We start from the raw sequence: 24,264 nt of genomic DNA on the forward strand, positions 1-24,264 counted from the left end.
CTAAAAACTCTATCTTTTAGAATCGTTGGTACCCCTTGCATTTTGCTTCATAAAGGCATAGAATTTGGTTGACAAGTGAAAGGTTTTTTTTATTGCATTATCTTATCTTACTAAACAATTTAGCTTTTAATGTCTTCGAGCAGCTACAATCAAAAGGAGTGGACGTACGGTGATTAGTCAGTTATCTTGGAAAATCGGAGGTCAACAGGGTGAAGGGGTCGAAAGTACTGACCGTATCTTCTCTACTGCATTGAACCGTCTCGGTTACTATTTGTATGGGTACCGTCATTTCTCTTCACGGATTAAGGGGGGACATACAAATAACAAGATTCGCATCAGCACCAAGCCGATTCGCGCAATTTCAGATGATTTGGACATTCTGGTTGCATTTGACCAGGAAAGTATCGATTTCAACGCTCACGAGCTTCGTGACAATGGGGTCATCGTTGCAGATGCCAAATTTAACCCTGTTTTACCTGAAGGAATTAAAGCACGTCTGTTTCCAGTTCCAATTACAGCAATTGCAGAAGAACTAGGAACATCCCTATTTAAGAACATGGCCGCATCGGGAGCTTCTTGGGCATTGCTCGGTTTGCCGCTTGATGTGTTTAATAAAGCTGTTGAAGAAGAGTTCGGTCGTAAAGGCGCAGCTGTCGTTGAGAAAAACGTTGAAGCTGTTCGCAAAGGTGCTGAATCCGTACTTGAATTGGCTGGCGGCCCAATCGCTGACTTCCAATTAGAGCCGGCTGACGGCAAGCAAAAATTGTTCATGATCGGTAACGATGCAATCGCTCTGGGAGCTGTAGCTGCTGGCTGCCGTTTCATGCCTGCATATCCGATTACGCCTGCTTCCGAGGTTATGGAATACTTGATTAAAGCACTTCCTAAATTCGGCGGTACAGTTATCCAAACAGAAGATGAGATCGCAGCTTGCACAATGGCAATCGGTGCTAACTACGCGGGTGCACGTGCACTGACAGCTTCCGCTGGTCCTGGTCTGTCCTTGATGATGGAAGCTATTGGCTTGGCTGGTATGACAGAAACGCCAGTTGTTATCGTTGATACACAACGCGGCGGTCCAAGTACAGGTCTTCCAACGAAACAAGAACAATCTGACTTGAACGCAATGGTCTACGGAACACACGGTGAAATCCCGAAAATCGTTCTGTCCCCAAGCACAATTGAAGAGTGCTTCTATGATACAATTGAAGCTTTCAACTTGGCTGAGAAATACCAATGCCCAGTTATTCTGATGACGGATCTTCAGCTTTCCTTGGGTAAACAATCCGCTGAAATGCTGGACTACAACCGTATCGTCATCGATCGCGGTGCTCTGGTAACAGAAGCTCCTGAGCTAGAAGCAAATCAATTGTTCAAACGTTATGAATTCACAGAGAATGGCGTTTCCCCTCGTGTAATCCCAGGCGTTAAACATGGTCTTCACCACGTAACTGGGGTAGAGCATGACCAAACGGGTCGTCCTTCGGAGAGCACAGAGAATCGTCAAAAAATGATGGATAAACGTCTTGAGAAGTTGAAACACATTCAAGTAACAGATGCGATCAAAGCAGATGCTCCTCATGAGAACCCAGATCTTTTGATCATCGGTATGGGATCCACTGGTGGAACAATTGATGAAGCAAGACGCCGCGTTGAACAAGAAGGCATCAAAACAAACCACGCGACTGTACGCTTGATTCATCCGTTCCCAGCTGAACAGCTGAGACCACTTGTTGAGAAAGCAAAAACAGTTATCGTTGTTGAAAACAATGCAACAGGTCAATTGGCTGATCAAATTAAACTGCATGTTGGTCATGCAGATAAAATTAAAAACGTTCTGAAGTACAACGGTAATCCGTTCCTTCCAGCAGAAATCGAACAAAAATGTAAGGAGTTGACTTTAGCATGGCAACATTAAAAGATTTTCGTAACAATGTAAAGCCAAACTGGTGTCCAGGATGCGGAGACTTCTCCGTACAAGCAGCAATTCAACGTGCAGCGGCTAATGTTGGTTTGGAGCCTGAAGGTTTAGCAATCGTATCCGGTATCGGATGTTCCGGACGTATCTCCGGTTACATCAATGCCTATGGTTTCCACGGTATTCATGGTAGATCTTTGCCAATCGCACAAGGTGTAAAAATGGCTAACCGCGACCTTACAGTTATCGCTTCCGGCGGTGACGGAGATGGCTTCGCAATCGGTATGGGTCACACGGTTCATGCGATTCGTCGTAACATCGACGTTACTTATATCGTAATGGATAACCAAATCTACGGTTTGACAAAAGGTCAAGCATCTCCACGTAGTGCGGAAGGCTTCAAAACGAAAAGTACACCGCAAGGTACAATCGAGTCCGCTATTTCTCCGTTAGAAGTAGCGATGGCTGCCGGTGCAACTTTCGTAGCACAATCTTTCTCCAGTAACTTGAAACAGTTAACAGCTGTTATCGAAGCTGGCTTGAATCACAAGGGATTCTCCTTGATCAACGTATTCAGCCCATGCGTTACTTTCAACAAAGTAAACACGTATGATTGGTTCAAAGAAAACATTGTTGATTTGGATGAAATTCCGGATTACGATTACACAAACCGCGTTATGGCAATGACCAAAATCATGGAAACAAACTCCATGTTGACAGGTATCATTTACCAAAACAAAGATAAAAAGAGCTATGAAGATTCCATCCCTAGCTTCGCTAAAGAAGGACTTTCGAAACAAGATCTTCAAATTTCAGAAGCAGACTTCAACAAAATGCTCACTGAATTCAAATAATGGTTTGACCTTGAGGGCATATGGAGATAATCCGTATGCCCTTTTTGCTGAGCGGCAATACTGACAACTATACTAATCAAAGGATGATACCCTAATGAAAACAGTTCCCGTTGGAGTTTCGGCAAGACATATTCATCTGACAGAGGCGCATATTGCGATTTTATTTGGAGAAGGGTATGAGCTTCAAGTATTTAAAGATCTTTCACAGCCAGGACAATTCGCAGCCCAAGAAACAGTGTCCATCGTCGGACCGAAATCCAGGATGGATAAAGTGAGAATTCTGGGTCCTGCACGCCCTTTTACCCAAATTGAAATTTCGCGCACGGATGCATTTTCTTTAGGAGTTAACCCGCCTGTACGCGAATCAGGCCATATCGATCAAACACCAGGTTTGAGGGTGATAGGTCCAGTAGGGGAAGTAGAACTTGATCAAGGTGTGATTGTAGCAGCTAGACACATTCATTTTCACACGTCAGATGCAGATCAATGGGGCATCCAAGACAAACAATTGCTCCGTGTCAAAGTAAATGGCGAAAGACCGTTGATTTTTGAAAATGTGATTGCTCGTGTTTCCGAACAATTTGCTTTGGACATGCATATTGACACAGATGAGGGGAACGCAGCAGGGGTCAAAACAGGGGATATAGCTGAGATTCTTGACTAGTTCAAAAAGAGCTATTTTCACGGTTATGCCAATTTCTTTTTGTACTAAATAGGCATGTGATGTTATAATAAAAGTTGCGTAATTATTCGTGAATTACGTAAGATTTACCAAAGCAAACACGTAGGAGGAACGGAAGTGGCTAACCAAGTGAAATCCGATAAGGATTATTCTCAATATTTTCAGCCTCCTTCACTGTCAGATGCTAAGAAGCGCGGAAAAGAAGAAATCGCCGTTCACTATGATTTCCATATCCCTGAGGACATGCAGGGGTTCGGCAAAGATAAATATTATTTGATTCGCACTTACGGATGTCAGATGAATGAGCATGATACAGAAGTTATGAGGGGCTTGCTTGAACAAATGGGTTATCAGACGACGGAAGACAAGTACCAGGCAGACGTCATTCTGTTGAATACTTGTGCGATCCGTGAAAATGCGGAGGATAAAGTGTTCGGTGAGCTTGGACACTTGAAGGCGCTCAAAGCACAGAAGCCAGGACTTGTTCTTGGGGTTTGTGGCTGCATGTCACAGGAAGAAGCTGTCGTCAATCGGATTATGCAAAAGCATGCTTTTGTTGATTTGATTTTTGGAACACACAATATTCATCGTTTGCCTAGTTTGTTGAAGGACGCTTTTTATAACAAAGAAATGGTTGTTGAAGTATGGTCCAAAGAAGGCGACATTGTTGAAAATTTACCGAAGAAGCGGGAAGGTATCCGCGCTTGGGTGAACATCATGTTCGGATGCGATAAATTCTGTACATACTGCATTGTTCCGTATACGCGCGGCAAAGAGAGAAGCCGCAGACCGCAGGATGTGCTTGCTGAAGTAAGAGACCTTGCACGACAAGGGTTTCAAGAAATTACGCTGCTTGGACAAAACGTCAATGCTTACGGCAAAGACTTTGAAGATATTACTTATTCTTTCGCTAATTTGATGGATGATATCCGTAAAATTGATGTTCCGAGGATTCGTTTCACAACCTCACATCCAAGGGATTTTGATGACGACCTGATTGAAGTTTTAGGCAAACGGGGTAATCTGGTTGAGCATATTCATCTGCCCGTACAAGCGGGGAATACCGAAGTCCTGAAACGGATGAGCAGGAAATATTCCAGAGAGCATTATTTGGAACTTGCCCGCAAAATCAAAGCCACGATGCCGGATGTCGTGCTAACTACGGATATTATCGTTGGTTTCCCAGGTGAGACAGACGAGCAATTCGATGAAACGATGTCTTTATACGAGGAAGTAGGATTCGATTTCGCGTTTACATTCATTTATTCGCCGCGCGAAGGTACACCTGCTGCTGGAATGGAAGATAATGTTCCGATGGAAGTGAAGAAACAGCGTTTGTACCGCTTGAATGAGCTTGTGAACGCTCACAGTAAAGCGAGTAACGAGAAGTTGCTAGGCCAAACGGTTGAAGTACTTGTTGAAGGCGAAAGTAAAAATAACGCCGATGTACTTGCCGGGCGCACACGAACGAATAAGCTGATTCATTTTACCGGCTCCAAAGAGCTAATCGGTCAAATGATTGACGTCAAAGTGACGCATGCGCAAACATGGATTTTGAAGGGCGAAATTGTTCAGGAACCCTTGAAAGTATCCATTTAATCCGATTGTTATTATTGATAGGAGTGTGAATGAGAGTGTCCCAATGTGATCATCAACATGATAACCAGCCTCATGCTTTTAAAGTTGAGGAATTTACGAATACGGAAATGATCGTTCGCGAAGATATTTTAGACAAAGCCAAAGAACTGGCCAATTTGTTGACGACTTCGAATGAAGTGCAGTTTTATCAAAAAGCAGAGAAGCAAATTGCTACAAACCCGGACATTCAAGTTTTAATTAGCTCCATTAAAAAGAAGCAAAAAGAAATTGTGGCGTTCCAGACATTTAAGAACGAGAAAATGGTTCAAAAGATCGAGAATGAAATCGAAGTTCTGCAAGATGAATTAGATGGAATTCCCATTGTAAGTGAGTTTAAACAAACACAAGATGATATCAATTATTTACTACAACTGGTGATGTCGGTCATTCGCGATACGATTTCCGATAAAATCAATGTAGAAGCAGGAACTTCAGAAGCACCGACATCTTGTGACTAAGATGAAAGATGACTTCCCGTGGGTTAGCGAGAATCGCCCTCTATTCAGGCCTTAGCTTGATGTGAGTGGCGATTTTTTCCAAAGGGACCAATAGGAAACATGAAGGAGAGATTGTCATGCTTACCGTACGTAATCTAAGTAAAGTATATCCGCCAGACAATCAAGTGCTTTCTCAGGTTAGCTTTCAAGTGGATCAAGGCGAATTTATCGCCGTGATAGGTAGTAGCGGGAGTGGGAAAACAACATTGCTGCGCTGCATTAGCCATCAAGAAAAGTGGACAAGCGGCCAGTTAATTTATAACTCTAATGATATCTCTCAACCGGGACCTTGGGAGCGCTTTAAATTAGGCAAGGATTTCGCTTACTTAGAAGAGAAACCTGCGCTGAATCGAAATAAAAGCGCTGTCAAGAATGTCATGATGGGCAGAGTGTTTCAAGCGCCAATACGAGTTCTTACAGGCATGACGTCCAGGGATGAGCATGTAGATAGCATGGATTATTTGGAAAAGGTAGGCCTGCTGGATAAAGGGGACAAGAAGGTTGGTCAGCTTAGCGGCGGTGAGCAGCAACGTGTAGCCATCGCAAAGGCTTTAATACTTGGACCTAAAGTGCTCGTCGCTGATGAGCCTGTTTCTGGTCTAGATCCGAAATCAACGGAGTATATTCTTCAGGATTTGAAGTCATTATGCAAAGATAGGAATATGAGTGTAATCGCTACATTGCATAAGGTGGAATTAGCAGAGCGATTCGCAACACGTATTTGGGGTCTTTCAGAGGGTAGGATCGTACTCGACATCCCCGCTAGACAGTTAACGATGCGTGAGAAAAAGCTTGTATTTGGTGAAGTATGATCCAGGTCTTATTCGTTTGTTTAGGAAATATTTGTCGCTCTCCCATGGCAGAGGCTGTTTTTCGCCATCAGGTCAAACAAGCCGGACTTGAACATGCCATTGCTATTGATTCCGCAGGCACAGGTGATTGGCATATCGGACATCCGCCGCACCAAGGAACACGGGATATTTTAGATAAAAACCAGATTGACTACAAAGGCATGCAAGCTAGACAGGTAACATCCGATGATTTCGTGCAATTTACGTATATCATTGCGATGGATGAGAGTAATGTGCAGAATCTAGCTGCGTTCGCTCCTGAACCGGTAGATGGTGAGAAGCGTGCTTCCATTCATAAATTGTTGGATTTTGCACCCGGGCGAAAGGATAAAAATGTGCCGGATCCCTATTATACGGGGAATTTTCAAGAAGTTTACGAGATGGTTGAAGAGAGCTGCGCAAACTTATTGACGTATATCCTTGATAAGGAACAACTTACATAAAAAGTTATTTAGAAAACGGAGCCCGCAAATTCGCGAAGCTCCGTTTTTTGTCGTTGAAAATGCTTAATTGTGTATACATTTGTACGAATAAATTGTAAAAACAAACAAAAAGACGGGATAACGCAAATACAATTTCGTTTTTTTGCTACATAATGTATCTTGTACTTGGAGAAATATAGGTAGTGACAGGAGGAAGAAGCTTGAAGAAAAGATTAAATTGCATATCCAAAAAGATTCATACGATCGTATCTTCTGCCTTGATTGCCAGCATGGTTTTAACATTCACAGCAGCCGCTAATGACGAGGGAGCTACAGCATCTGCGGAAGTGACGGTTCAAGAGAGAACGACTTTTAAAAACCCAATCGTTCCTGTTTCCAACAGCAGTGGCGGTTCAGCGGATCCGAGCATTGTGTATAGAGATGGCTACTACTACTATGTAAAATCCAACAGAGATGCATCTATCTCGATTTCGAAGGCGAAAAGATTGCAGGATATCGGCTCAGTCCCCAGAGTGACTGTTTATTCGCCGCCAAGCGGGCAAGCCTATTCCAAGGAACTGTGGGCGCCAGAGCTGCAATATCTGGATGGGAAGTGGTACATCTATTTTGCTGCGGATGACGGTGCGAATGAAAATCACAGGATGTATGTCCTGGAAGGAGACTCCCAGGATCCACAAGGATCATATACGTTGAAAGGGAAAATTTCAGACAGCACGAATAAGTGGGCAATTGACGGAACGGTTCTGGTTAAAGATGACAATTCCAAATATTTCGTATGGTCGGGCTGGGAAGGCGATGTCAATGTGAAGCAAAGCATTTATATCGCTCCAATGAGCAATCCTTGGACAATCAGCGGTCCGAGAGTTCAAATCTCTACACCGGACCAAGAATGGGAACGTAAAGGTACGCCTTATATCAACGAAGGACCGGAGATTTTGAAGAAAAACGGTAAAATATTTGTAGTTTACTCGGCAAGCGGTAGTTGGACGGACGATTATACGCTTGGCATGCTAAGCAACACGGATGGCAATGTTTTGAACCCTGCTTCCTGGAGCAAGTCAGGCCCTATTTTCAGCAAAGCACCTACAGCTTACGGCCCAGGCCATAATACGTTCACCACTTCACCCGACGGAAAAGAGGACTGGATCGTGTATCACGCCGATCAATTTTCGGGCGGTAGCTGGGGAAATCGCAGTGTCCGTGCGCAAAAGTTCACATGGAATGAAGACGGTACCCCGAATTTCGGAACGCCTTCCGCTTATGGTGCTTCCATGGAGGAGCCCTCAGGTACTCCAAGTGTAACGAGATACAAATACGAAGCTGAAAACGCTCTCATCAGCGGTACAGCACTCATTACTTCTTCCGATAATGCATTAGGAGACAAAGTAGTCGGTCATTTGGATCAGCCCGGAAAAGATTATGTAGAGTTTACAGTTGATGTTAAGGAAGCGGGCGAGTACTCACTCCTTGCCATGGCTGACAATGGAACTGCCGGAGGCGCTTCTGCACAGCATGAAGTTTCCGTAAATGGAGGTACAGGCGAGTCGATCACTTATAAAAACTTTGGCTGGAAAGGATTTAACCCAGTATCGATGGATGTTAGCTTGAATGCTGGCATTAACAAGATCCGTTTTACCAGCAAACTGAATTTCGCTCAACTGGATTACATCGTTCTTGAGCCTCTAGAGAAGAGTGACGTTTCAATACCGGTAGATAGTATTACACTGGATAATCAAGCTATGTCATTGGAGGTTGGAGAAACTGCTTCCTTAGTTGCCTCTGTGAGACCGCTAATCGGAACAAACAAGAACGTTGTGGTGACTTCATCGGCACCTGAAGTGGCGACGGTTACTCAAGACAGCAAAGATACTGCTTCAGGTAGCTCGATGCTGACGGTAAAGGGATTGAAAGCAGGCAGCGCAACAATTCGAGTTGCAAGTGTTGATAATGGCGCAGTCATCAGTGAAAGTAACATTACTGTCCGTCAAACGCCTGGAGAACCGGACTTATCGAAGTTCACCGTTGATTCCTTTGATAGCGAGGTGCTCGACCCGGCATGGTCCATTTTTCAGGAAAGCAAAGGCAATTGGAGCTTGACTCAAACGCCTGGTTCAATGACGATTCATACGACGCCTACGGATGTCTATCAGGATAATAATAGTCAAAACAATGTATTTTTGAGAAATGTGCCCGCCAATGGCGATTTTGAAATTGTTACGAAAGTTACGGCACCTGTTGCCTTAAATCACCAGCAAGGTGGTCTGTTCGTCTGGCAGGATGCAGATAATTTCTTAAAGCTGGGGCATGTATATGCGAATGGAAAAATTATTGAAACCGCTTATGAACTTAACGGCAGTTATAAGAAACCAGGCAATGAGGTGGCTCATCCCGGTGGTGATACACTGACGCTCAAAATCAAGAAGATGGGGAATGTTTATACGACCTATTATTGGGATGGATATGCGTGGATACAGGCATCGAACCCTGTCACTGCGAATTTGAAAAATATCAAGGTCGGCTTCTACGCAAATAATATCGTTGCAACAAATAATCGGATAGATGCCCGATTCGATTATTTTGCTGTCAGATCGATTCAAGGCGGAGTTGATCTTGATCAGAAGAAGCTGACACTCGAATCAGGGAAGACAGCTCAGCTTCACAACCTGGGAGAAAGCGGAGATGAAGTGACTTGGGTCTCCAGCAATCCGGAAATCGCTACCGTCAGCAGCAGCGGATTAGTAAAGGCCTTAGCGCCAGGCAGAGCGGTCATTGAAGCGGCATCTACAAGCGGTGATTTCCGTTCGCAAGCAACAGTAACCGTGCCAAACTCCGCCCCTGTGCCGGAGATCTTATACACGAACGACTTTAGTGGAACATCAGCTGAAGGATGGTCTACGTACGAAGGGAATTGGACCGTGTCTAACGGGCAATATGCGGTAAACAGCGGTCCCGGCTATAAAGCGGTGCTTAACAGCAAAAGCTTCACTGATTTCGTCCTTGAGGGCGATGTGCAAATAACGAGCGGGAATGAAGCGGGGTTTATTTTCAGGGCATTGAATGTTGCCAATGGCGCGGATAATTTAGACGGATATTACGTAGGCATTAACGCTTCCGCACAATCGGCAGTACTCGGCCATATGTCGAAAGGCCAGTGGAAAGAGCTTGCATCCAAAAAACTGCCGATTCTGGCAAACGAGCGATACCATATTAAGGTCCTTGCAAACGAAGATCACATTCAAGTTTACGTAAACGATAACCCGCTCAATGTCAACGGATATCCGAAATTCGACTTGTTGGATGCATCGCATATGGCGACTGGAGCAATCGGATTGCGCACATGGAATGCCGATGCCAAATTTGACAACATCAAAGTATCTTCGTACCACGATTCGATAACGGGGCCGTCTTATACCAACTCGGTGCTGCCAAACATTGCGGATCCATTCGTACTGCAGCATGACGGCAAATATTACTTGTATGGAACGAATACGGATCCTAATAAATCGTCTTTGGGGTTCAAGGTGTATACCTCAACGGATTTGGTCACTTGGTCGGAACAAAATGAATTGGCGTTAAAGCAGTCCGATTCTTGGGGGACTAGCGGCTTTTGGGCACCGGAGGTCGTGGAAAAGGACGGAACCTTCTACATGTACTATGTAGTCAACGAAAGGCTTGCGGTAGCAACAAGCAGCTCACCTTTAGGACCGTTCGTTCAAGACGTCAAGCAACCGATGCATCTGAATACGCCGGAAATCGATGCGCATATTTTTAAAGACGATAACGGCAAAAGGTATATTTACTTCGTCAGATTCAATCAAGGCAATGAAATGTGGATGGCCGAGTTGAGTGACGATATGAAGAGCATGAAGGAAGATACGGTGCAATTCGTGTTCCGGGCCACTCAAGAATGGGAACGCAGCCAAAAGCAGCCGGTTGCAAGTATAAACGAGGGGCCGTTTATGATTAAGCATAAGGGTACCTACTACTTGACCTATTCCGGCAACCACTTCGAAAGCCCGGATTATGGCGTGGGTTATGCAACGGCTCCGACTCCAATGGGGCCTTGGACGAAGTACACGTATAATCCGATTATGAAATCCAACACAATTGTGCCCGGTGCGGGACATCATTCCTTGATCTACTCGCCGGATGGTACGGAATTGTTTATGGTGTATCATACTCATTACAAGGCGGGTACAACGGAACCGCGCAAGCTTGCGATTGATCGCGTTCATTTTGTGCCGCAAGCCAGCGGGATCGATGCGATGGAAGTGTGGGGCCCGACGATTACTCCTCAGCTTAAGCCATCGGCTGAGCAAGCAACAGAATTGACGGCTACATTAAATGGGGCGAGCAGCGTACAAGCCGGACAGTCCTTCGAACTTTTGTATGGTCTCAATCATCTTAGTGTCACGCAAAGTATATATGCACAGGACATTACGGTCACGTTCGATCCTGCGCAAATAGAATTTGTTGATGCAGAGCCTGTTCAGAAGGGACTAACCATCGCCGGTAAAAACGAAATGTCCGGACGCGTGCGCATCCTGCTGGCAAGCATAGGAGCGGGAGGTGCCATTCATGCCAACGGCGATTTGCTGCAGCTTCGTTTTACAGCGAAATCTTCTGCTCAACCAGCCGTAATCGGGCTAACTAATGTGATGATTTCGAATGGTCTAGGGGAGGAAACCGCACTCGGCAATGTATTCAAGCGTGTAGAAATCCAGACGGGTGATCGAGCCGTACTTAGCGCCGCTATAGCATCAGCCCAAGCGAAATATGATAGCGCAGTGGAAGGAACAGAAGTGAATCAGTATCCGTTGGGATCCAAGGCTGTATTACTGTCAGCGATCGAGAAAGCAAAATCGGTGCTGAACAATCTGAATGCTTCCCAACAACAGATCGATCAAGCAGTAACAGAGCTTAATCTAGCGCTTCAAGCGTTCATCGAATCGGTCAACACAGCGCATTCGACGGATGTCAACAGCGATGGACACGTTGCAATTGGCGATCTGGCTATCGTGGCTGCCGCTTATGGGAAAACCTTCAATGATCCAAATTGGAGCGAGTACAAAAAGGCAGATATTAATGGTGACGGGAAAGTAGATATTAAAGACTTGGCAGAGGTAGCTCGAATGATCTTGAATTAAAGGCAAAAAGGCGTGCAAATGGATAACCCATTTGCACGCCTTTTCACTAGAAAATTTATAAAGAGATCAACCCTGTACGAGTGAGGCATTCGGAGATAGCGCCGAGCATGACTGGATAAATAGGAATAACGATGTTAATAGGACCAAGTTCAAACAATCCGCTTCTGTTATGGACCGTTGCTCCTTGCACATAAATACGGAAGTGATCGGAGCCCGGAGATAAATGTGTGGTCTCCTGATTACCCGATCGAGCATTGACGAAAGACATGGCTTTCAGTGAAGAATGCTCATAGGGAACAATACTGATGATGTTCTCCAATTTAAAATAATAATTCATATGTGGCTTGTGAAGAATCAGTTCTTTGGTCGTGATGGTTAAACCATAATCCTTCTTCTTATGAGACATCTTCAAGTCGCCGTCCAGCGATTTTATCTGAATGAAATCCGAATTCATGGTAAAGCCCTCCTTCACGAGTCATGATGTTCGCTTGTCTTAACAGAATAACACAGATCATCATCGTTGTTAAATGGAGGGACTTGGTTCCTATTTTTGCTGGAAAAGGATGGAGCATTGTGTACCCTGGTTTAAAGCGCTGCTGAAGGAAATTTTCCCGTTCATCATTTTGATGATGCTCATAACGACGACAAGCCCAAGTCCGGTTCCTTGTTCTTTGGTTGTATAAAACGGCATGCCTAGCGAATCTAATTGTGATTTGCTCATCCCAACCCCTGTATCAGTAATGGAAATTTGAACACCGTCCGGCAGCTTGCAGGTGCGCAGCACAATGTGACCGCCATCAGGCATGGACTCAATGGCATTTTTGACCAAATTTATTAAGCACTGCCGAAGTTTCTTGGACTCACCCAAGATGAACAGGGGGTCATCTGTCTCATGAATGATTTCGATGATTACCTGATGATCTGTTGCAAGTGGAGTAATGAAGCGAAGCGTGGCTTCCAATTCCTCCTTAATATCCAGCTGCTCCTGCAACCCGTTAGAAGGCTTGGCATAGTTCAAATAGTCATTGATGATGGTATTCGCCTGGTCTACACCGGATAACGCTAACTCAATATACCTCTTCTGATCATGGAGCGGCAGCTCCTTCTGATCTAACAACTGAAGGAACCCCCGAATGGAGGTTAATGGATTGCGAATTTCATGAGAAATCGTAGCAGCCAATTGACCTATCATGCGGTCTTTTTCAATCGCGATAATACGCTGTCTATGAAATTCATGTTTCTTCACATGGAAAACTAAAAAAGTGATTAGCAGTAGTGAAATAAAAGTAAACAATATGGTGTATAGAACATACATGGAAAAGTAAGATTGTATGTAAGACGCTAGCAGTGCATACAATACTTCGTACACAACCAGTAAGGCCAGTGCATATGTTATTTTGAATTTAAGGTTAAGCTGATTCACTTTATTTCTGAAATAATAACTGCTTAGCAAGATAAAAGCACTGCTCAGCAATGCCGGCTGCCAATAATATTGAAGCACGAAGATACAACCAATATTAAAACTGATCCAAGTCATTGAAGCAGGAATAAAACCAGCAAATAAAATGACTGTTGTTAAACTCAAGGGGAGAAAGTAAAGCGAATAGATGAAGGGATCTATATCTTCAAAATTCCAATAAAAGATAAGTAGAATGATGAGCAGAATACCAAATAACAGATTGCGGTGCTGCTCTTTGTAGATGAATAAAGGTGTGAGAACCTGATGGATTAATGTAGCGCTCATGAGGTAGAAGAGACCATGCAGTTCATGGGAAATGATTGAATGGAGCAAACGATTGCCATCCTTTCCATGTGTACGACATTATCTTAGCTATTTCTACATTATCTCACAGAATTAGACCTTATCAAGAGAAAGGGTCTATTTTGGATGCTAAAGATTTGCTAAAGATTTAATAAAGACTTATGGTGTTTACGCTATTAACCGCTGTATAATAGGAGTTAACATCAATGCAAGCGTTTACAAATTCATGGGATTTGAAAACGAGGAGAGATGAGGATGCGGGCGTGCTCACAGGTTTGCGGTGTTGTCTTTAATCCGATTGACGAAGCTTATGTGAACGTTTGTGACGAGTGTGAGCATGTCGGAAGGCTTGAGTCTGAGACAGAGAGTGAGAGGTTAGAAGAAGCAAGTTACTATTTGGGAAAATGCGGCCTTATTATCGATTATTTGCTCTAAAAAGGCAATGTCTAAAAAAAGGTTGATTACCAGCAATTTCTTGTTACAATGTAAGTAGATTTACTATTCATACTATTTATTCTTTATGCTGTTCATTTTTGAAAGGAGACCTTGCATGGTAACTTTACCTAAATTGAACGATCTCGGATTTTTCGAGATAAGACTGGAATCCATCGGCGGTCTCGGCGCTAATCTGGCAGGCAAGATGCTGGCGGAAGCGGGCGTGGTCGGGGTGGGATTGAACGGGGTTAGTTTTTCTTCTTATGGTTCTGAGAAGAAAGGATCGGCAGTGAAAGCGCACATCAGGTTTTGTGACATGGATACGAAAATACGGGATACGTCACCCGTAGAACGACCGCATGTTGTAGGTGTTTTTCATGAATCGCTTTCCAAAACTGTAAACGTTATCAGTGGCATCTATGAAGATAGTACAGTATTAGTAAACTCAACGAAAACGCCGGATGAACTCAAGGAGAAGATGAAGTTAAGAGGCGGCACGATTGCGGTTATCGATGCCATCGGCATTTCGCTGGAGGAGAAAAATCGTGTAAACATGGCGATGCTTGGCGCCTTGTTCCGGTTATGTGATTTCCTTGATCCGGATGTTATGAGAGGTGTTATCCGGAAATCATTAGAGAAGAAGTATCCGCAGGCTGTTGCACCAGCCTTACGAACGTTCGACCGCGGATACAACGAAGTTAAGTTCCAAACGTATGCGCTTCCAGAAGGGGAGACAATGCCTGATTTCGTGCGCTTCGATACCCCTGTACTCGGATACGAAACGCAGACGATCGGCGGAGTGATTTCTAATCCTGGGAACAGCATTCTAAAGGATTTAAGCATTTCACGCGCGGGCATGATGCCGCATTTCCATGAAGATAAATGCATTCACTGTGCTTCTTGCGATAACGCTTGCCCGGATTTCTGTTTTGTATGGGATGAGCTCCCTGACAAAAAAGGGCGTCCGCAGATGTTTTTGCAGGGCATTGATTATCAATACTGTAAAGGTTGCCTTAAATGTGTACAGGCTTGTCCGACCGAAGCGCTCACTGATGAGCGGGAAGAAGACGGTTATGCCGATATTCACCGTATGCCACATCGCTTCAATCTAGCTATAAACTCTTAGAGAGTATTTATGGGAGAAGGGTGGAACTACTCGTTATGTCCATTGATATTAAGAAGGAATTAGGGCAGGCCAAGGTTGAACAACGCATTGTATATGAGTCAGGCAACGAGATGGCGGCTTATGCAGCCCATCAAATCAATTATCACATTATGGGATATTTTCCGATTTCTCCATCGACCGAAGTAGCCCAATTCCTGGATCTGATGAAGTCCAACGGACAACATGATATTGTGCTCATCCCCGCAGACGGAGAGCATGGATCTGCAGGTATATGTTATGGAGCCTCAACTGCTGGCGGCCGCGTATTTAACGCGACAAGCGCCAACGGTTATTTGTATATGCTGGAACAAATGCCGGTGCAGTCCGGCACACGCTTTCCCATGGTGATGAACTTGGTATGTAGATCTGTCTCCGGTCCCTTGAACATCCACGGGGATCATTCGGATCTGTATTATGCCTTAAATACGGGATGGCCGATTGTGATGTGTCGTGATCCGCAAGCGGTTTACGATATGAATATTCTCGCCTTGAAATTGGCTGAAGATCCTGCGGTGCGCTTACCGGTTCTGGTAGCTTCGGACGGATATTTCACGTCGCATCAGAAACGCAGAGTGCAAACGTTTGCAAATCGTGAAGACGTGCATGCTTTTATCGGCGAAAAGCCGCAAGGCTTCCCTGATACGTTAGATCGGAATAACCCGATCACGGTTGGCCCTTATATGAATGAACCGGATTACATTAATAACTGTTATCAGCAATCTATGGCGATGTACAATGCCGAAGAGGTGTATGATCGCATTCGGCAGGAATATGCCGAATTGACAGGCCGTGACTATCCGATTCTTGAACTGTATCGGATGGAGGACGCGGAAGTCGCGGTGTTCCTGATGAATTCGGCTTCCGAAATCATTAAAGACGTCGTCGACCAGCTCCGCGAAAAGGGCATTAAAGCCGGATCGATCGCACCGAATATGATCCGTCCTTTCCCTGCCAAGCAGATTGCCGAAGCTTTGCAGCATGTGAAGGCGATCACGGTCGGCGATCGCGCGGATTCCTATGGCGGCCATGGCGGCAATATGGTCAACGAAATTAAAGCGGCGCTGTTCACACACGGGAACAGAGATACGCTTGTCATAAGCCGCATATACGGCTTAGGTGGCAAGGACTTTTATGCCGAAGACGGGCATAACCTGTTCCAATTTGCCATTGACGCTGTGCAAAACGGCAAGGTGGAAGTGCCCTTCGATTACTACGGTCACACACCAGGTGATCCGGCGAAAGCACCGAAGCGGGTACTGACACCGATGAAATATGAGGATTTGAAGACGGGCCTCATCACCGTTACACCGGATGAAGCCTCCGGCAAGCTGAATGTTCGGATCCCGCCACTGCGCGCTCTAACCAAGAAGCCGAAGCGTATTGCTCCTGGCCATGGCGCATGTCCGGGCTGCGGCATTTTCTCGGGATTAGAGCTGTTCTTCAAGGGAATCGAAGGCGATATCGTTTCAATCTTCCACACAGGCTGTGCGATGGTTGTCACGACAGGTTATCCATACTCGGCTCATAAGGCGACGTATATTCATAACCTGTTCCAGAACGGCGCTGCAACGCTGTCAGGGGTTGTGGAGATGTTCTGGGAGCGCAAGCGCCGTGGAGAACTCGATCATTTGGGATTGAAGGACGATTTCACTTTCGTCATGATTACAGGCGATGGCGGCATGGATATCGGCATGGGGCCAGCCATTGGCGCTGCGCTGCGCAATCATAAAATGATTATCCTCGAGTATGATAACGAGGGTTACATGAATACAGGCGCGCAGCTGTCCTATTCAACGCCGATGGGGCATCGCACGTCGACATCGAACGTTGGGAAACACCAAGGCGGGAAAGTGTTCCACCATAAAGATACGGCGCAAATTATGGCGGCTACGCATATTCCATATGTCTTCACAGGATCAGAAGCGTATCCGCAGGATCTCGTGAAAAAGGCAGCGAAAGCACAATGGTACGCTCAGAATGAAGGCCTTGTATATGGGAAGATCCTGATTGCATGCCCGCTCAACTGGCTGTCTGACGACCAAGAAGGATCCAACATTGTAGGTGCTGCGGTAGATTCTTGTTTCTTCCCGCTGTATGAAGTGGAGCACGGCATTACGAGCATCACGTATAACCCGGAAGATAAAAACAAGAAAATTCCTTTATCGGATTGGCTCAAGACGATGGGGAAAACGAAGCATATGACGAAGCCGGAATACGAGGGTTCGCTCAAATCATTCGAAGTCGAAGTTGAACGCCGTTGGAATCGTTTAAAAGCAAAACACGAGAACGCTTATTTGTAATAGCAATCATATGAACGAGGCACGTTCACCCTGTTGCGGTGAATGTGCCTTTTTAATGGAGGAAGATCAAATGCCGTATGTACTGCAAAATAAAAACACAGAGCTACTCTACACCTGCATGTTGGTTAATCATTATGGACTTGTTTATTATGGTGTGAAATTTTGGTCGGAGCAGGAGGAGGCGGACGAGCTTTCGCAGGATTTTCTCCTCACCATAGAGGGAATAGTGCCAGAAGATTGGCAGGTGATTGAGCTTGAAGAAGGGGAAATGAAACTCTGCAATGTGAAATTGAAAAATGACCCTAACCTCACGATCTGCTGGCTTCCAACAAGAAAACCCGAGGTTCGAAGATTGGAAAATTAAACCTCGCCGTCAATAGGTATGCAGCCATGCGGCATTTACATAAAATCGACAAAAATCGCAACCTTTCGCCTATATTCGCTCTTCAGCCCCTGAAACTATAATAAAGGTATGTAAGAAAAATATGACATCATGGAGAGAGGTTGAGGCGATGAAAAAATGGTCGTTGGTTGTTAGCTTGATTGTTTTGGCGCTTACTTTTGTTTTACCGGCAGCGATTTCAGCGGATGTAGGTGCTTCGACGAAAGCACAGATCGTATCGGGGGTAAGTTTTCGAGATCAGCCGAACACGTCAAGCCATGTGATCCGGTTGCTGAAAACGAACGAAATCGTCACGGTAACGGATTATGTGACAACCAATTGGTACAAAGTCAAGGATGCTCAAGGTGTGAGCGGCTATGTATCGACAAACAGCAAGTACATAAAAATTGTCAGCAATGCAGCAATCATTTATGGCGTTAACTTTCGTACGCTTCCTTCATCAGAAAGTGGTTCCAAAGTGATTCGCATGCTTAATAAAGGTGAAGAAGTTTTAATTACGGATAAGGTCAATGACAGCTGGTACAAAATTGTGGATGCGAACGGCACAAGCGGCTACGTAAGCACAGGCAGCAAATATATGGTCACTGATTTCTCCGTGATCGTTCCGGGTATGCCGCTTGAGGATGAGATTGAAGCGGTGATTTCAGCTGGAAATGTTTACTTAGGCACTCCTTACGAGTTTGGTTCCGTTCGAAATGATCCTAGCACGTTTGATTGCTCTGATTTCGTACAAACGATGTTCTGGGATGCGCTTCGCCTCTCGGTTCCAAGTGATTCCGCTGCACAAGGCACTTTCGTTCGATCTTTAGGACCTGTTAGTACGGATTGGACAAAATTAATGCGTGGAGATCTGATGTTCTTCAGCTCTTATAAAGGAAGCAAACCTTCTGATTATGAGAATGTCGATCCGTTCAAAGAACCGATTACCCATGTTGGACTTTACCTGGGGAATGGAACTATCCTGCATACGTATTCCGTTGAATCCGGCGGTGTTCGTGTCGATACGATCGATGGCAAGCAGTGGGAGAACCGCTTTTTGTATGGAGGAAGTGTTTTACGCTAAGTGATGGTTCGATCATTGGAGTTTTGCTATATACTATAGATAGGGGCGGATGCAGCTGGCCAGCATCCGCTTCTTCCTGATTCTAAGGAGAAAGGAAGAACCTTATCTTTGAAACCCTTGAGAGCAAATCACCCACTGGAATTTCGGAACACGACGGAAAGAGGACTGGACTTGGATACGGTTCATGAGAGGATCTTGCATTTCATGCGTCTTGAGCCGGCGGGTACCTACAAGTTTATCATTGGAACGGATTGTCAGGTGCACTCAGGCCACACCAAATTCATCACAGGTGTAGTGATTCAACGGCTTGGAAAAGGAGCGTGGGCATGCTATCGTCAAGTGATTGTTCATCGAGCTTTGCATTCAATTAAGGAAAAGCTTTCGATGGAAACGGCACTCAGTGAAGAAATTGCGACGTACTTTGACGAGGCTAAACGAGAGGATATGGAAAATATTGTTCTTCCTCATCTGTACCAAGGTGCCTCTTTCGATATGTACATCCATATTGATGCAGGTGATGATGAGAATAAGAACAGGACGGCCAAATATGTCCAAGAGATGGTGCGGCGAGTAGAGTCTGTAGGCATGGTGCCTGTCATTAAACCGGATTGTTATGTGGCATCGGCCTATGCGAACCGATTCTCTAAGAAACCTTATCTTCCCTTGTATGAAGATCGTGAGGTAAAGGATGGCAGTTTATAAGAGAAGATTGAACCGTTAGTTCTATATGATCACTGCGATCATTGAGCTGGCGGTTTTTTGTTGTCTCATCGTGATCTCGCGGTTAAAATGTCCAGTGAAAAAAGGGTTTTCAAAGTTGATTAGCGAAATAAATGCTGATGCACCCTTAGAGAGAGGAGACTGATAAGTCATGAGCAAAACATTTATCATAGAGGCAGTAATGCTCGCTGTGCATGGTCAGTTAATGCTGCCAGACCAGCCGGTTACCTATATAATCCCTTATACAAGCATTCAAGAGCTATATGAATTACAGGCAGGCAGCGAGCCGATCATGCTGGAGGAAGAGGATGATGGTTTCGTCAAACAAATGATTGGCGAGCTGATCGCGTTCTTCGAGGAATCATTTAATAAGAAAAAAATTGAAAAGGCGCTTGTTGCACCATGGCGGAAAAGTCCTCCGCTGCCAATCAATGAGAACGTCACCTTAATGGTTGTGTTAGCCATCGATACAGAGGCTTATGGGGAGCAGTTTGACCCGATTGAAACGGAGTTAATCCTCAGTTCAATGAAGGAGCAAGCGCCCATTTTAACGGATCAGTTCGATCTGATCGAGAGGCTGATTCAAGCCGAAATTCCTGTTCAAGCGTTTGATGTAGAAGACTTCGAATTCGCGGTGGAAGGCGACAATCAAGTTTAGTGAAAGGAGCTGGTGAATACAATTATGCGAGTTAAAGATTTTGAGGAGCAATTGGCCTTATTGCCTGCATACTGGTTTCCTGGTCAAGCTTGGACGATCCGTGTAGGTGCGGGCGGCATGAATAATACAACAAGATTTGTTGATGTAGCAGGCACTTCTTACGTACTGCGATTGTACGAAACTCACCGCGATATCGATAAAATTATTTTTGAACATCGCATTCTCCTTGCTTTGAACAAACGAAAGAATCAACTGCCTTATCGAATTCCAGTGCCAATCGAGCTGCCGGACGGTGGAACGGTTGTACAGTTGGATGATAGCCAAGGAAAACTCGCGGCGTTATTTACCTTTACGGACGGGATGAATCCCACCTGGGTGAATGCTCAGCAATTGCTGCATTATGGAGAGGCAGTTGGTCAGTTATCTGCTGTTTTGGGAACGATAGCTGTCGATTTGAAGCCTGTTTACCCACCTTACTACGAGATTGAAAATATTCATCCTCGCTGCACGCCGGATGCGATCCGCGAATTCTGTATGCATCCACCAGAACCGTTTTTCGCGCAGCGTGAGGAGCTCCTATATATTTTTGAACGATTTTCCGCGTTATATCAAGCGATTCCCTCTTTGCGTAAACTGCCTCACCAGCTTGTGCATGGCGATATTAATGGTTCCAACATGCTGGTGGATGAGGAAGGTCACATTACATCCGTTCTGGACTTTGAATTTATCACGCGAGATCTTCGGGTTATGGAAATTGCGGTCTGCTTGTCCGATTTGATTGATCCTGCGCTGCCGAAAGCGGAGTTGAAGCGAAATTGTGCCGCTTTCTATAAAGGCTACCAACAATTCGTTGACTTAAAAAAAGCGGAAATGCAGGTACTGCCGTTATTGATCGAGCTGCGGAGGCTGGATGTATTTATTCACTTCCTGGGACGATATGCGGATGGTGTTGATCCACAAGGTGTGCTGATTGATATTATCCAAAATACATTTGATAAGACAAAATGGCTGCAGGAACATAGCACGGAGCTTGTACGTTCTTTACAAAATAAGCAATTAGACTAGAGGAACTGTACAACCGTAAGCATCGTTGCGGGAATACCCTATAGTACCAAAGGAAAAGGTGGTGCTGGTGGTATGCCAAGAGGAGCTTATCTGGGAAATGTACGTGCAATACCAAATTGCGGCCGTTTTTGTACGAATGTATGTACTCGTTTGTTTGTAGTTGGCCGGAATCAATGTATCGCGGACTGTTTACGCTGTGCGGGAATTCGTGGAACAGCGAAGTCGAAAGCGTTGCTCACGAAAAAAGAGATCTATAAACCAAAAGGCAAAGGGAAATGCGGTTGTGGCTGCGGTAAGTGCAAGTAAATCCTGAAACTGTCGAGGCGACTCGGCAGTTTTTTTGTTGACGGAAACAAAGTCTGTGAAAGCCTACTAACCTAAAGGTAAGTAAGACACGTTTTTTTCAGCTCTTTTTTTGTTGCCAGCGTTCGCCTATACTGTACTAAGAAACCAAACTTTGGTGAAACTTTAATAGATGCTTACAGCGTAAGTTTTCTATGGACATTTTGAAGGAGGACGCAAGCACATGGTTTATCAAGCAAGCTCAACGCGTTATGCAGAAATGAAATATAATCGTTCCGGGAAATCCGGACTTAAACTGCCAGCGATTTCATTAGGTCTGTGGCACAATTTCGGGGGATTGGATATTCACGAGAATGGACGAGCTATGCTGCTTCGTTCTTTTGACTTAGGTATTACACATTTCGATTTGGCTAATAACTACGGCCCGCCTCCTGGGTCGGCTGAAGAAATGTTCGGTAAAGTACTGAAAAGCGACCTCGGCGCTTATCGTGATGAAATGATCATCTCGACAAAGGCCGGATACCATATGTGGGAAGGACCATACGGGGAGTGGGGCTCTAAGAAATATCTTATTTCTTCGCTGGATCAAAGCTTGAAACGAATGGGCCTTGATTACGTGGACATTTTCTACTCACACAGACCCGATCCGAACACGCCTTTCGAAGAAACGATGGCGGCTCTTGATCAAATTGTTCGTCAAGGTAAAGCTTTGTACGTTGGTCTTTCTAACTACACAGCAGAACAAACGAGAGAAGCGGTCACCATTCTGAAAGGTCTTGGCACACCTCTGCTAATTCACCAACCTTCTTACAGCATGCTGAACCGTTGGATCGAAAGTGGACTGCAGGACGTGCTGGATGAATTCGGCGTGGGCAGCATCGCGTTCTGTCCGCTTGCTCAAGGTTTGCTGACGAATAAATATGTGAGCGGGGTACCAAGTGATTCACGCGCAGGCGGGAAAAGCCAATTCCTGAATACGAAGGATATTACGGAAGAGAAGTTGAATCAAATTATTCAGCTGAACGAGCTGGCTGCTAGCCGTGGCCAAAGCTTAGCACAAATGTCGCTGGCCTGGGTGCTGCGCGGCGGACGTGTTACTTCAGCGTTGATCGGCGCAAGCCGTGTATCGCAAATTGAGGAAAACGTTGCAGCTTTGAAAAACCTGGAGTTCGCTCCGGAAGAACTAGAACAAATTGAAAAAATCCTGAAGTAAGCTTCAGGATTCCAATCGTTTATCAATCGCTTCGGACATGGTTCGGTCGGTTAGATGCGCATAAATTTGCGTCGTTTCCGGCGAGGCATGCCCAAGCTGCTCTTGTGTTTTGTACAAATCATTCTGCAAGTAATAATCCGTGGCGAAAGAATGCCGCAGCTTATGAACGGACAAATAGGGTTTGCCGAAACGCTTCGCATATTTGATAACAAGCTCTTGTATGGCCCGTTTGGTCATACGAACGCCTTCTTTTTTGCCATTTGCGATGGCAAGGAAGAGGGCTTTTTCTTTTTTTAGCGGCTTATATTGGGTTTGCCGAATAGCTAGATAATCCGTTAGCGCCTCAATGGCATCCTGACGGAAGTAGACAGGCGTTTTGAACGTATCATCATTTTTACCTTTGCGGTAGACATGCGTTAACTTCTTCTTCAGATCGATATCATCGACATTCAGATTAAAAACTTCGGATACACGCAGACCGGAATTCAGAATTAACGTAATGATGCAGATGTCTCTAATTTTGTTGCGTTCATAAGAGTAGATAGCTTGCTTGTTGGAAGCTACGTCATGCTCGTACCCATTCTGGACATAGTCGATGAACTGGGCAATTTCCTCTTCCTGCAGCAGTTTACCTTCCAACTTGGCGGCACTATCCTTGGGCCTGTGAGACCGCTTAATTTCCACTTTAGCCATGACATTCCGCTTCAGCAGCGGGTAGAAATTCTCGTCTTCGGCAATTTGGCTTAAATAATGGAAAAGGGATCGGAGTGCGGAAAGCTTCCGATTAACCGTCGTCTTGACATTCGCATGTTCTCTCCGAACAGCAAGGAACATACGGAAATTATCGACGCTGTCCATATGTAATTTCTCTAAATCTTCGATAGGTACTTGATTGATCGAGGGGGCCGTGCTTAATCCTTCGGCCAGCAGCCAGGATAAGAAGATTTCATAATCGCGCACGTACTCCAGTAGAGAGGAGGGTGAGAGATCCGGCAGCTTATAATTAATAAATTTCTCTATATACCAGGGCATGGTGGGGATTCTTTTCTCTAACTCATGACGGTCTTTGACTTTAATAATATTCATAGGCACTAGTCACCTCTCTAACGTATGCATGTTGTAAGTATAGCAGTGAGAGAAGAAAATT

The 24,264-nt window shown here is 45.0% G+C and carries 20 protein-coding genes; 17 read left to right on the forward strand and 3 right to left on the reverse strand.

The window, feature by feature from the left end:
- Positions 1-169: 169 nt before the first annotated feature.
- The 8 genes from ACUN27_RS15830 to ACUN27_RS15865 all read left to right on the forward strand — a co-directional run bounded on the left by ACUN27_RS15830 (position 170) and on the right by ACUN27_RS15865 (position 12,030).
- Positions 170-1,918, forward strand: coding sequence for a 2-oxoacid:acceptor oxidoreductase subunit alpha (locus tag ACUN27_RS15830; RefSeq protein ID WP_127450938.1), 1,749 nt, complete (start codon positions 170-172; stop codon positions 1,916-1,918).
- Positions 1,906-2,772: a 2-oxoacid:ferredoxin oxidoreductase subunit beta gene (locus ACUN27_RS15835; protein WP_315951005.1), complete on the forward strand. Its 867-nt coding sequence runs from the start codon at positions 1,906-1,908 to the stop codon at positions 2,770-2,772. The genes ACUN27_RS15830 and ACUN27_RS15835 overlap by 13 nt, the downstream gene beginning before the upstream one ends.
- A gap of 94 nt (positions 2,773-2,866) precedes the next feature.
- Positions 2,867-3,436, forward strand: a complete 570-nt coding sequence (pduL, locus tag ACUN27_RS15840) for a phosphate propanoyltransferase (RefSeq protein WP_315951004.1) — start codon at positions 2,867-2,869, stop codon at positions 3,434-3,436.
- Positions 3,437-3,583: 147 nt separating this feature from the next.
- Complete coding sequence (miaB, locus tag ACUN27_RS15845) at positions 3,584-5,053, forward strand: tRNA (N6-isopentenyl adenosine(37)-C2)-methylthiotransferase MiaB (protein WP_379171911.1); 1,470 nt, start codon at positions 3,584-3,586, stop codon at positions 5,051-5,053.
- Positions 5,054-5,082: 29 nt separating this feature from the next.
- On the forward strand, positions 5,083-5,550 hold the full coding sequence (locus ACUN27_RS15850; protein WP_315951000.1) for a RicAFT regulatory complex protein RicA family protein: 468 nt from the start codon (positions 5,083-5,085) through the stop codon (positions 5,548-5,550).
- A gap of 116 nt (positions 5,551-5,666) precedes the next feature.
- On the forward strand, positions 5,667-6,401 hold the full coding sequence (locus tag ACUN27_RS15855) for a phosphonate ABC transporter ATP-binding protein (RefSeq protein ID WP_127450928.1): 735 nt from the start codon (positions 5,667-5,669) through the stop codon (positions 6,399-6,401).
- The gene (locus tag ACUN27_RS15860) at positions 6,398-6,883 is read left to right on the forward strand and encodes a low molecular weight protein-tyrosine-phosphatase (RefSeq protein WP_326060233.1); all 486 of its coding nucleotides are present in this window, start codon (positions 6,398-6,400) and stop codon (positions 6,881-6,883) included. Before ACUN27_RS15855 ends, ACUN27_RS15860 begins: the two co-directional genes overlap by 4 nt.
- Before the next feature lie 200 nt (positions 6,884-7,083).
- Positions 7,084-12,030, forward strand: coding sequence for a family 43 glycosylhydrolase (locus tag ACUN27_RS15865; RefSeq protein WP_445559168.1), 4,947 nt, complete (start codon positions 7,084-7,086; stop codon positions 12,028-12,030).
- Between the two features lie 55 nt (positions 12,031-12,085).
- On the opposite strand, the gene ACUN27_RS15870 is transcribed toward ACUN27_RS15865, so the two are convergent.
- Both ACUN27_RS15870 and ACUN27_RS15875 read right to left on the reverse strand, forming a co-directional pair.
- On the reverse strand, positions 12,086-12,484 hold the full coding sequence (locus ACUN27_RS15870; RefSeq protein ID WP_315950993.1) for a hypothetical protein: 399 nt from the start codon (positions 12,482-12,484) through the stop codon (positions 12,086-12,088).
- A 90-nt stretch (positions 12,485-12,574) separates the two neighbouring features.
- Positions 12,575-13,822 carry an ATP-binding protein gene (locus ACUN27_RS15875; protein WP_445559169.1) on the reverse strand — a complete coding sequence of 416 codons (1,248 nt, stop codon included), beginning with the start codon at positions 13,820-13,822 and terminating at the stop codon, positions 12,575-12,577.
- Positions 13,823-14,047: 225 nt separating this feature from the next.
- Here ACUN27_RS15875 and ACUN27_RS15880 point away from each other — a divergent pair, with 225 nt between their 5' ends.
- The 9 genes from ACUN27_RS15880 to mgrA all read left to right on the forward strand — a co-directional run bounded on the left by ACUN27_RS15880 (position 14,048) and on the right by mgrA (position 23,117).
- Complete coding sequence (locus ACUN27_RS15880) at positions 14,048-14,227, forward strand: hypothetical protein (RefSeq protein ID WP_315950990.1); 180 nt, start codon at positions 14,048-14,050, stop codon at positions 14,225-14,227.
- A gap of 115 nt (positions 14,228-14,342) precedes the next feature.
- Entirely contained in the window at positions 14,343-15,353 is a 1,011-nt protein-coding gene (locus ACUN27_RS15885; RefSeq protein WP_127450910.1) for a 2-oxoacid:acceptor oxidoreductase family protein, read from the forward strand.
- 35 nt (positions 15,354-15,388) lie between these two features.
- Positions 15,389-17,692 (forward strand): thiamine pyrophosphate-dependent enzyme, encoded by a 2,304-nt coding sequence (locus ACUN27_RS15890; RefSeq protein ID WP_127450909.1) that lies wholly within the window; start codon positions 15,389-15,391, stop codon positions 17,690-17,692.
- 70 nt (positions 17,693-17,762) lie between these two features.
- The gene (locus ACUN27_RS15895) at positions 17,763-18,056 is read left to right on the forward strand and encodes a hypothetical protein (RefSeq protein WP_326060225.1); all 294 of its coding nucleotides are present in this window, start codon (positions 17,763-17,765) and stop codon (positions 18,054-18,056) included.
- 148 nt (positions 18,057-18,204) lie between these two features.
- Positions 18,205-19,158, forward strand: coding sequence for a C40 family peptidase (locus ACUN27_RS15900; RefSeq protein ID WP_445559170.1), 954 nt, complete (start codon positions 18,205-18,207; stop codon positions 19,156-19,158).
- A 117-nt stretch (positions 19,159-19,275) separates the two neighbouring features.
- The gene (locus tag ACUN27_RS15905) at positions 19,276-19,860 is read left to right on the forward strand and encodes a ribonuclease H-like YkuK family protein (protein ID WP_445559171.1); all 585 of its coding nucleotides are present in this window, start codon (positions 19,276-19,278) and stop codon (positions 19,858-19,860) included.
- A 169-nt stretch (positions 19,861-20,029) separates the two neighbouring features.
- Positions 20,030-20,536 carry an ADP-heptose synthase gene (locus ACUN27_RS15910; protein WP_445559172.1) on the forward strand — a complete coding sequence of 169 codons (507 nt, stop codon included), beginning with the start codon at positions 20,030-20,032 and terminating at the stop codon, positions 20,534-20,536.
- Between the two features lie 24 nt (positions 20,537-20,560).
- Positions 20,561-21,601 (forward strand): phosphotransferase enzyme family protein, encoded by a 1,041-nt coding sequence (locus ACUN27_RS15915; RefSeq protein ID WP_326060107.1) that lies wholly within the window; start codon positions 20,561-20,563, stop codon positions 21,599-21,601.
- Positions 21,602-22,127: 526 nt separating this feature from the next.
- Positions 22,128-23,117, forward strand: a complete 990-nt coding sequence (mgrA, locus tag ACUN27_RS15920; RefSeq protein WP_445559173.1) for an L-glyceraldehyde 3-phosphate reductase — start codon at positions 22,128-22,130, stop codon at positions 23,115-23,117.
- A 3-nt stretch (positions 23,118-23,120) separates the two neighbouring features.
- Here the strand turns inward: mgrA and xerS are convergent, their stop codons facing one another.
- Positions 23,121-24,203: a tyrosine recombinase XerS gene (gene xerS / locus ACUN27_RS15925; RefSeq protein WP_326060103.1), complete on the reverse strand. Its 1,083-nt coding sequence runs from the start codon at positions 24,201-24,203 to the stop codon at positions 23,121-23,123.
- Positions 24,204-24,264: the final 61 nt, after the last annotated feature.

This window comes from Paenibacillus sp. WC2504, assembly GCF_052682475.1.

What these genes read in the sequence shown, in the direction of transcription:
- ACUN27_RS15870 (WP_315950993.1), bottom strand. Translation starts at nt 12,484, where the DNA reads ATGAATTCGGATTTCATTCAGATAAAATCGCTGGACGGCGACTTGAAG.
- ACUN27_RS15915 (WP_326060107.1), top strand. Translation starts at nt 20,561, where the DNA reads ATGCGAGTTAAAGATTTTGAGGAGCAATTGGCCTTATTGCCTGCATAC.
- ACUN27_RS15885 (WP_127450910.1), top strand. Translation starts at nt 14,343, where the DNA reads ATGGTAACTTTACCTAAATTGAACGATCTCGGATTTTTCGAGATAAGA.
- ACUN27_RS15850 (WP_315951000.1), top strand. Translation starts at nt 5,083, where the DNA reads ATGAGAGTGTCCCAATGTGATCATCAACATGATAACCAGCCTCATGCT.
- ACUN27_RS15835 (WP_315951005.1), top strand. Translation starts at nt 1,906, where the DNA reads ATGGCAACATTAAAAGATTTTCGTAACAATGTAAAGCCAAACTGGTGT.
- ACUN27_RS15860 (WP_326060233.1), top strand. Translation starts at nt 6,398, where the DNA reads ATGATCCAGGTCTTATTCGTTTGTTTAGGAAATATTTGTCGCTCTCCC.
- xerS (WP_326060103.1), bottom strand. Translation starts at nt 24,203, where the DNA reads ATGAATATTATTAAAGTCAAAGACCGTCATGAGTTAGAGAAAAGAATC.
- ACUN27_RS15900 (WP_445559170.1), top strand. Translation starts at nt 18,205, where the DNA reads ATGAAAAAATGGTCGTTGGTTGTTAGCTTGATTGTTTTGGCGCTTACT.
- ACUN27_RS15895 (WP_326060225.1), top strand. Translation starts at nt 17,763, where the DNA reads ATGCCGTATGTACTGCAAAATAAAAACACAGAGCTACTCTACACCTGC.
- ACUN27_RS15890 (WP_127450909.1), top strand. Translation starts at nt 15,389, where the DNA reads ATGTCCATTGATATTAAGAAGGAATTAGGGCAGGCCAAGGTTGAACAA.
- mgrA (WP_445559173.1), top strand. Translation starts at nt 22,128, where the DNA reads ATGGTTTATCAAGCAAGCTCAACGCGTTATGCAGAAATGAAATATAAT.
- ACUN27_RS15910 (WP_445559172.1), top strand. Translation starts at nt 20,030, where the DNA reads ATGAGCAAAACATTTATCATAGAGGCAGTAATGCTCGCTGTGCATGGT.
- ACUN27_RS15855 (WP_127450928.1), top strand. Translation starts at nt 5,667, where the DNA reads ATGCTTACCGTACGTAATCTAAGTAAAGTATATCCGCCAGACAATCAA.
- pduL (WP_315951004.1), top strand. Translation starts at nt 2,867, where the DNA reads ATGAAAACAGTTCCCGTTGGAGTTTCGGCAAGACATATTCATCTGACA.
- ACUN27_RS15880 (WP_315950990.1), top strand. Translation starts at nt 14,048, where the DNA reads ATGCGGGCGTGCTCACAGGTTTGCGGTGTTGTCTTTAATCCGATTGAC.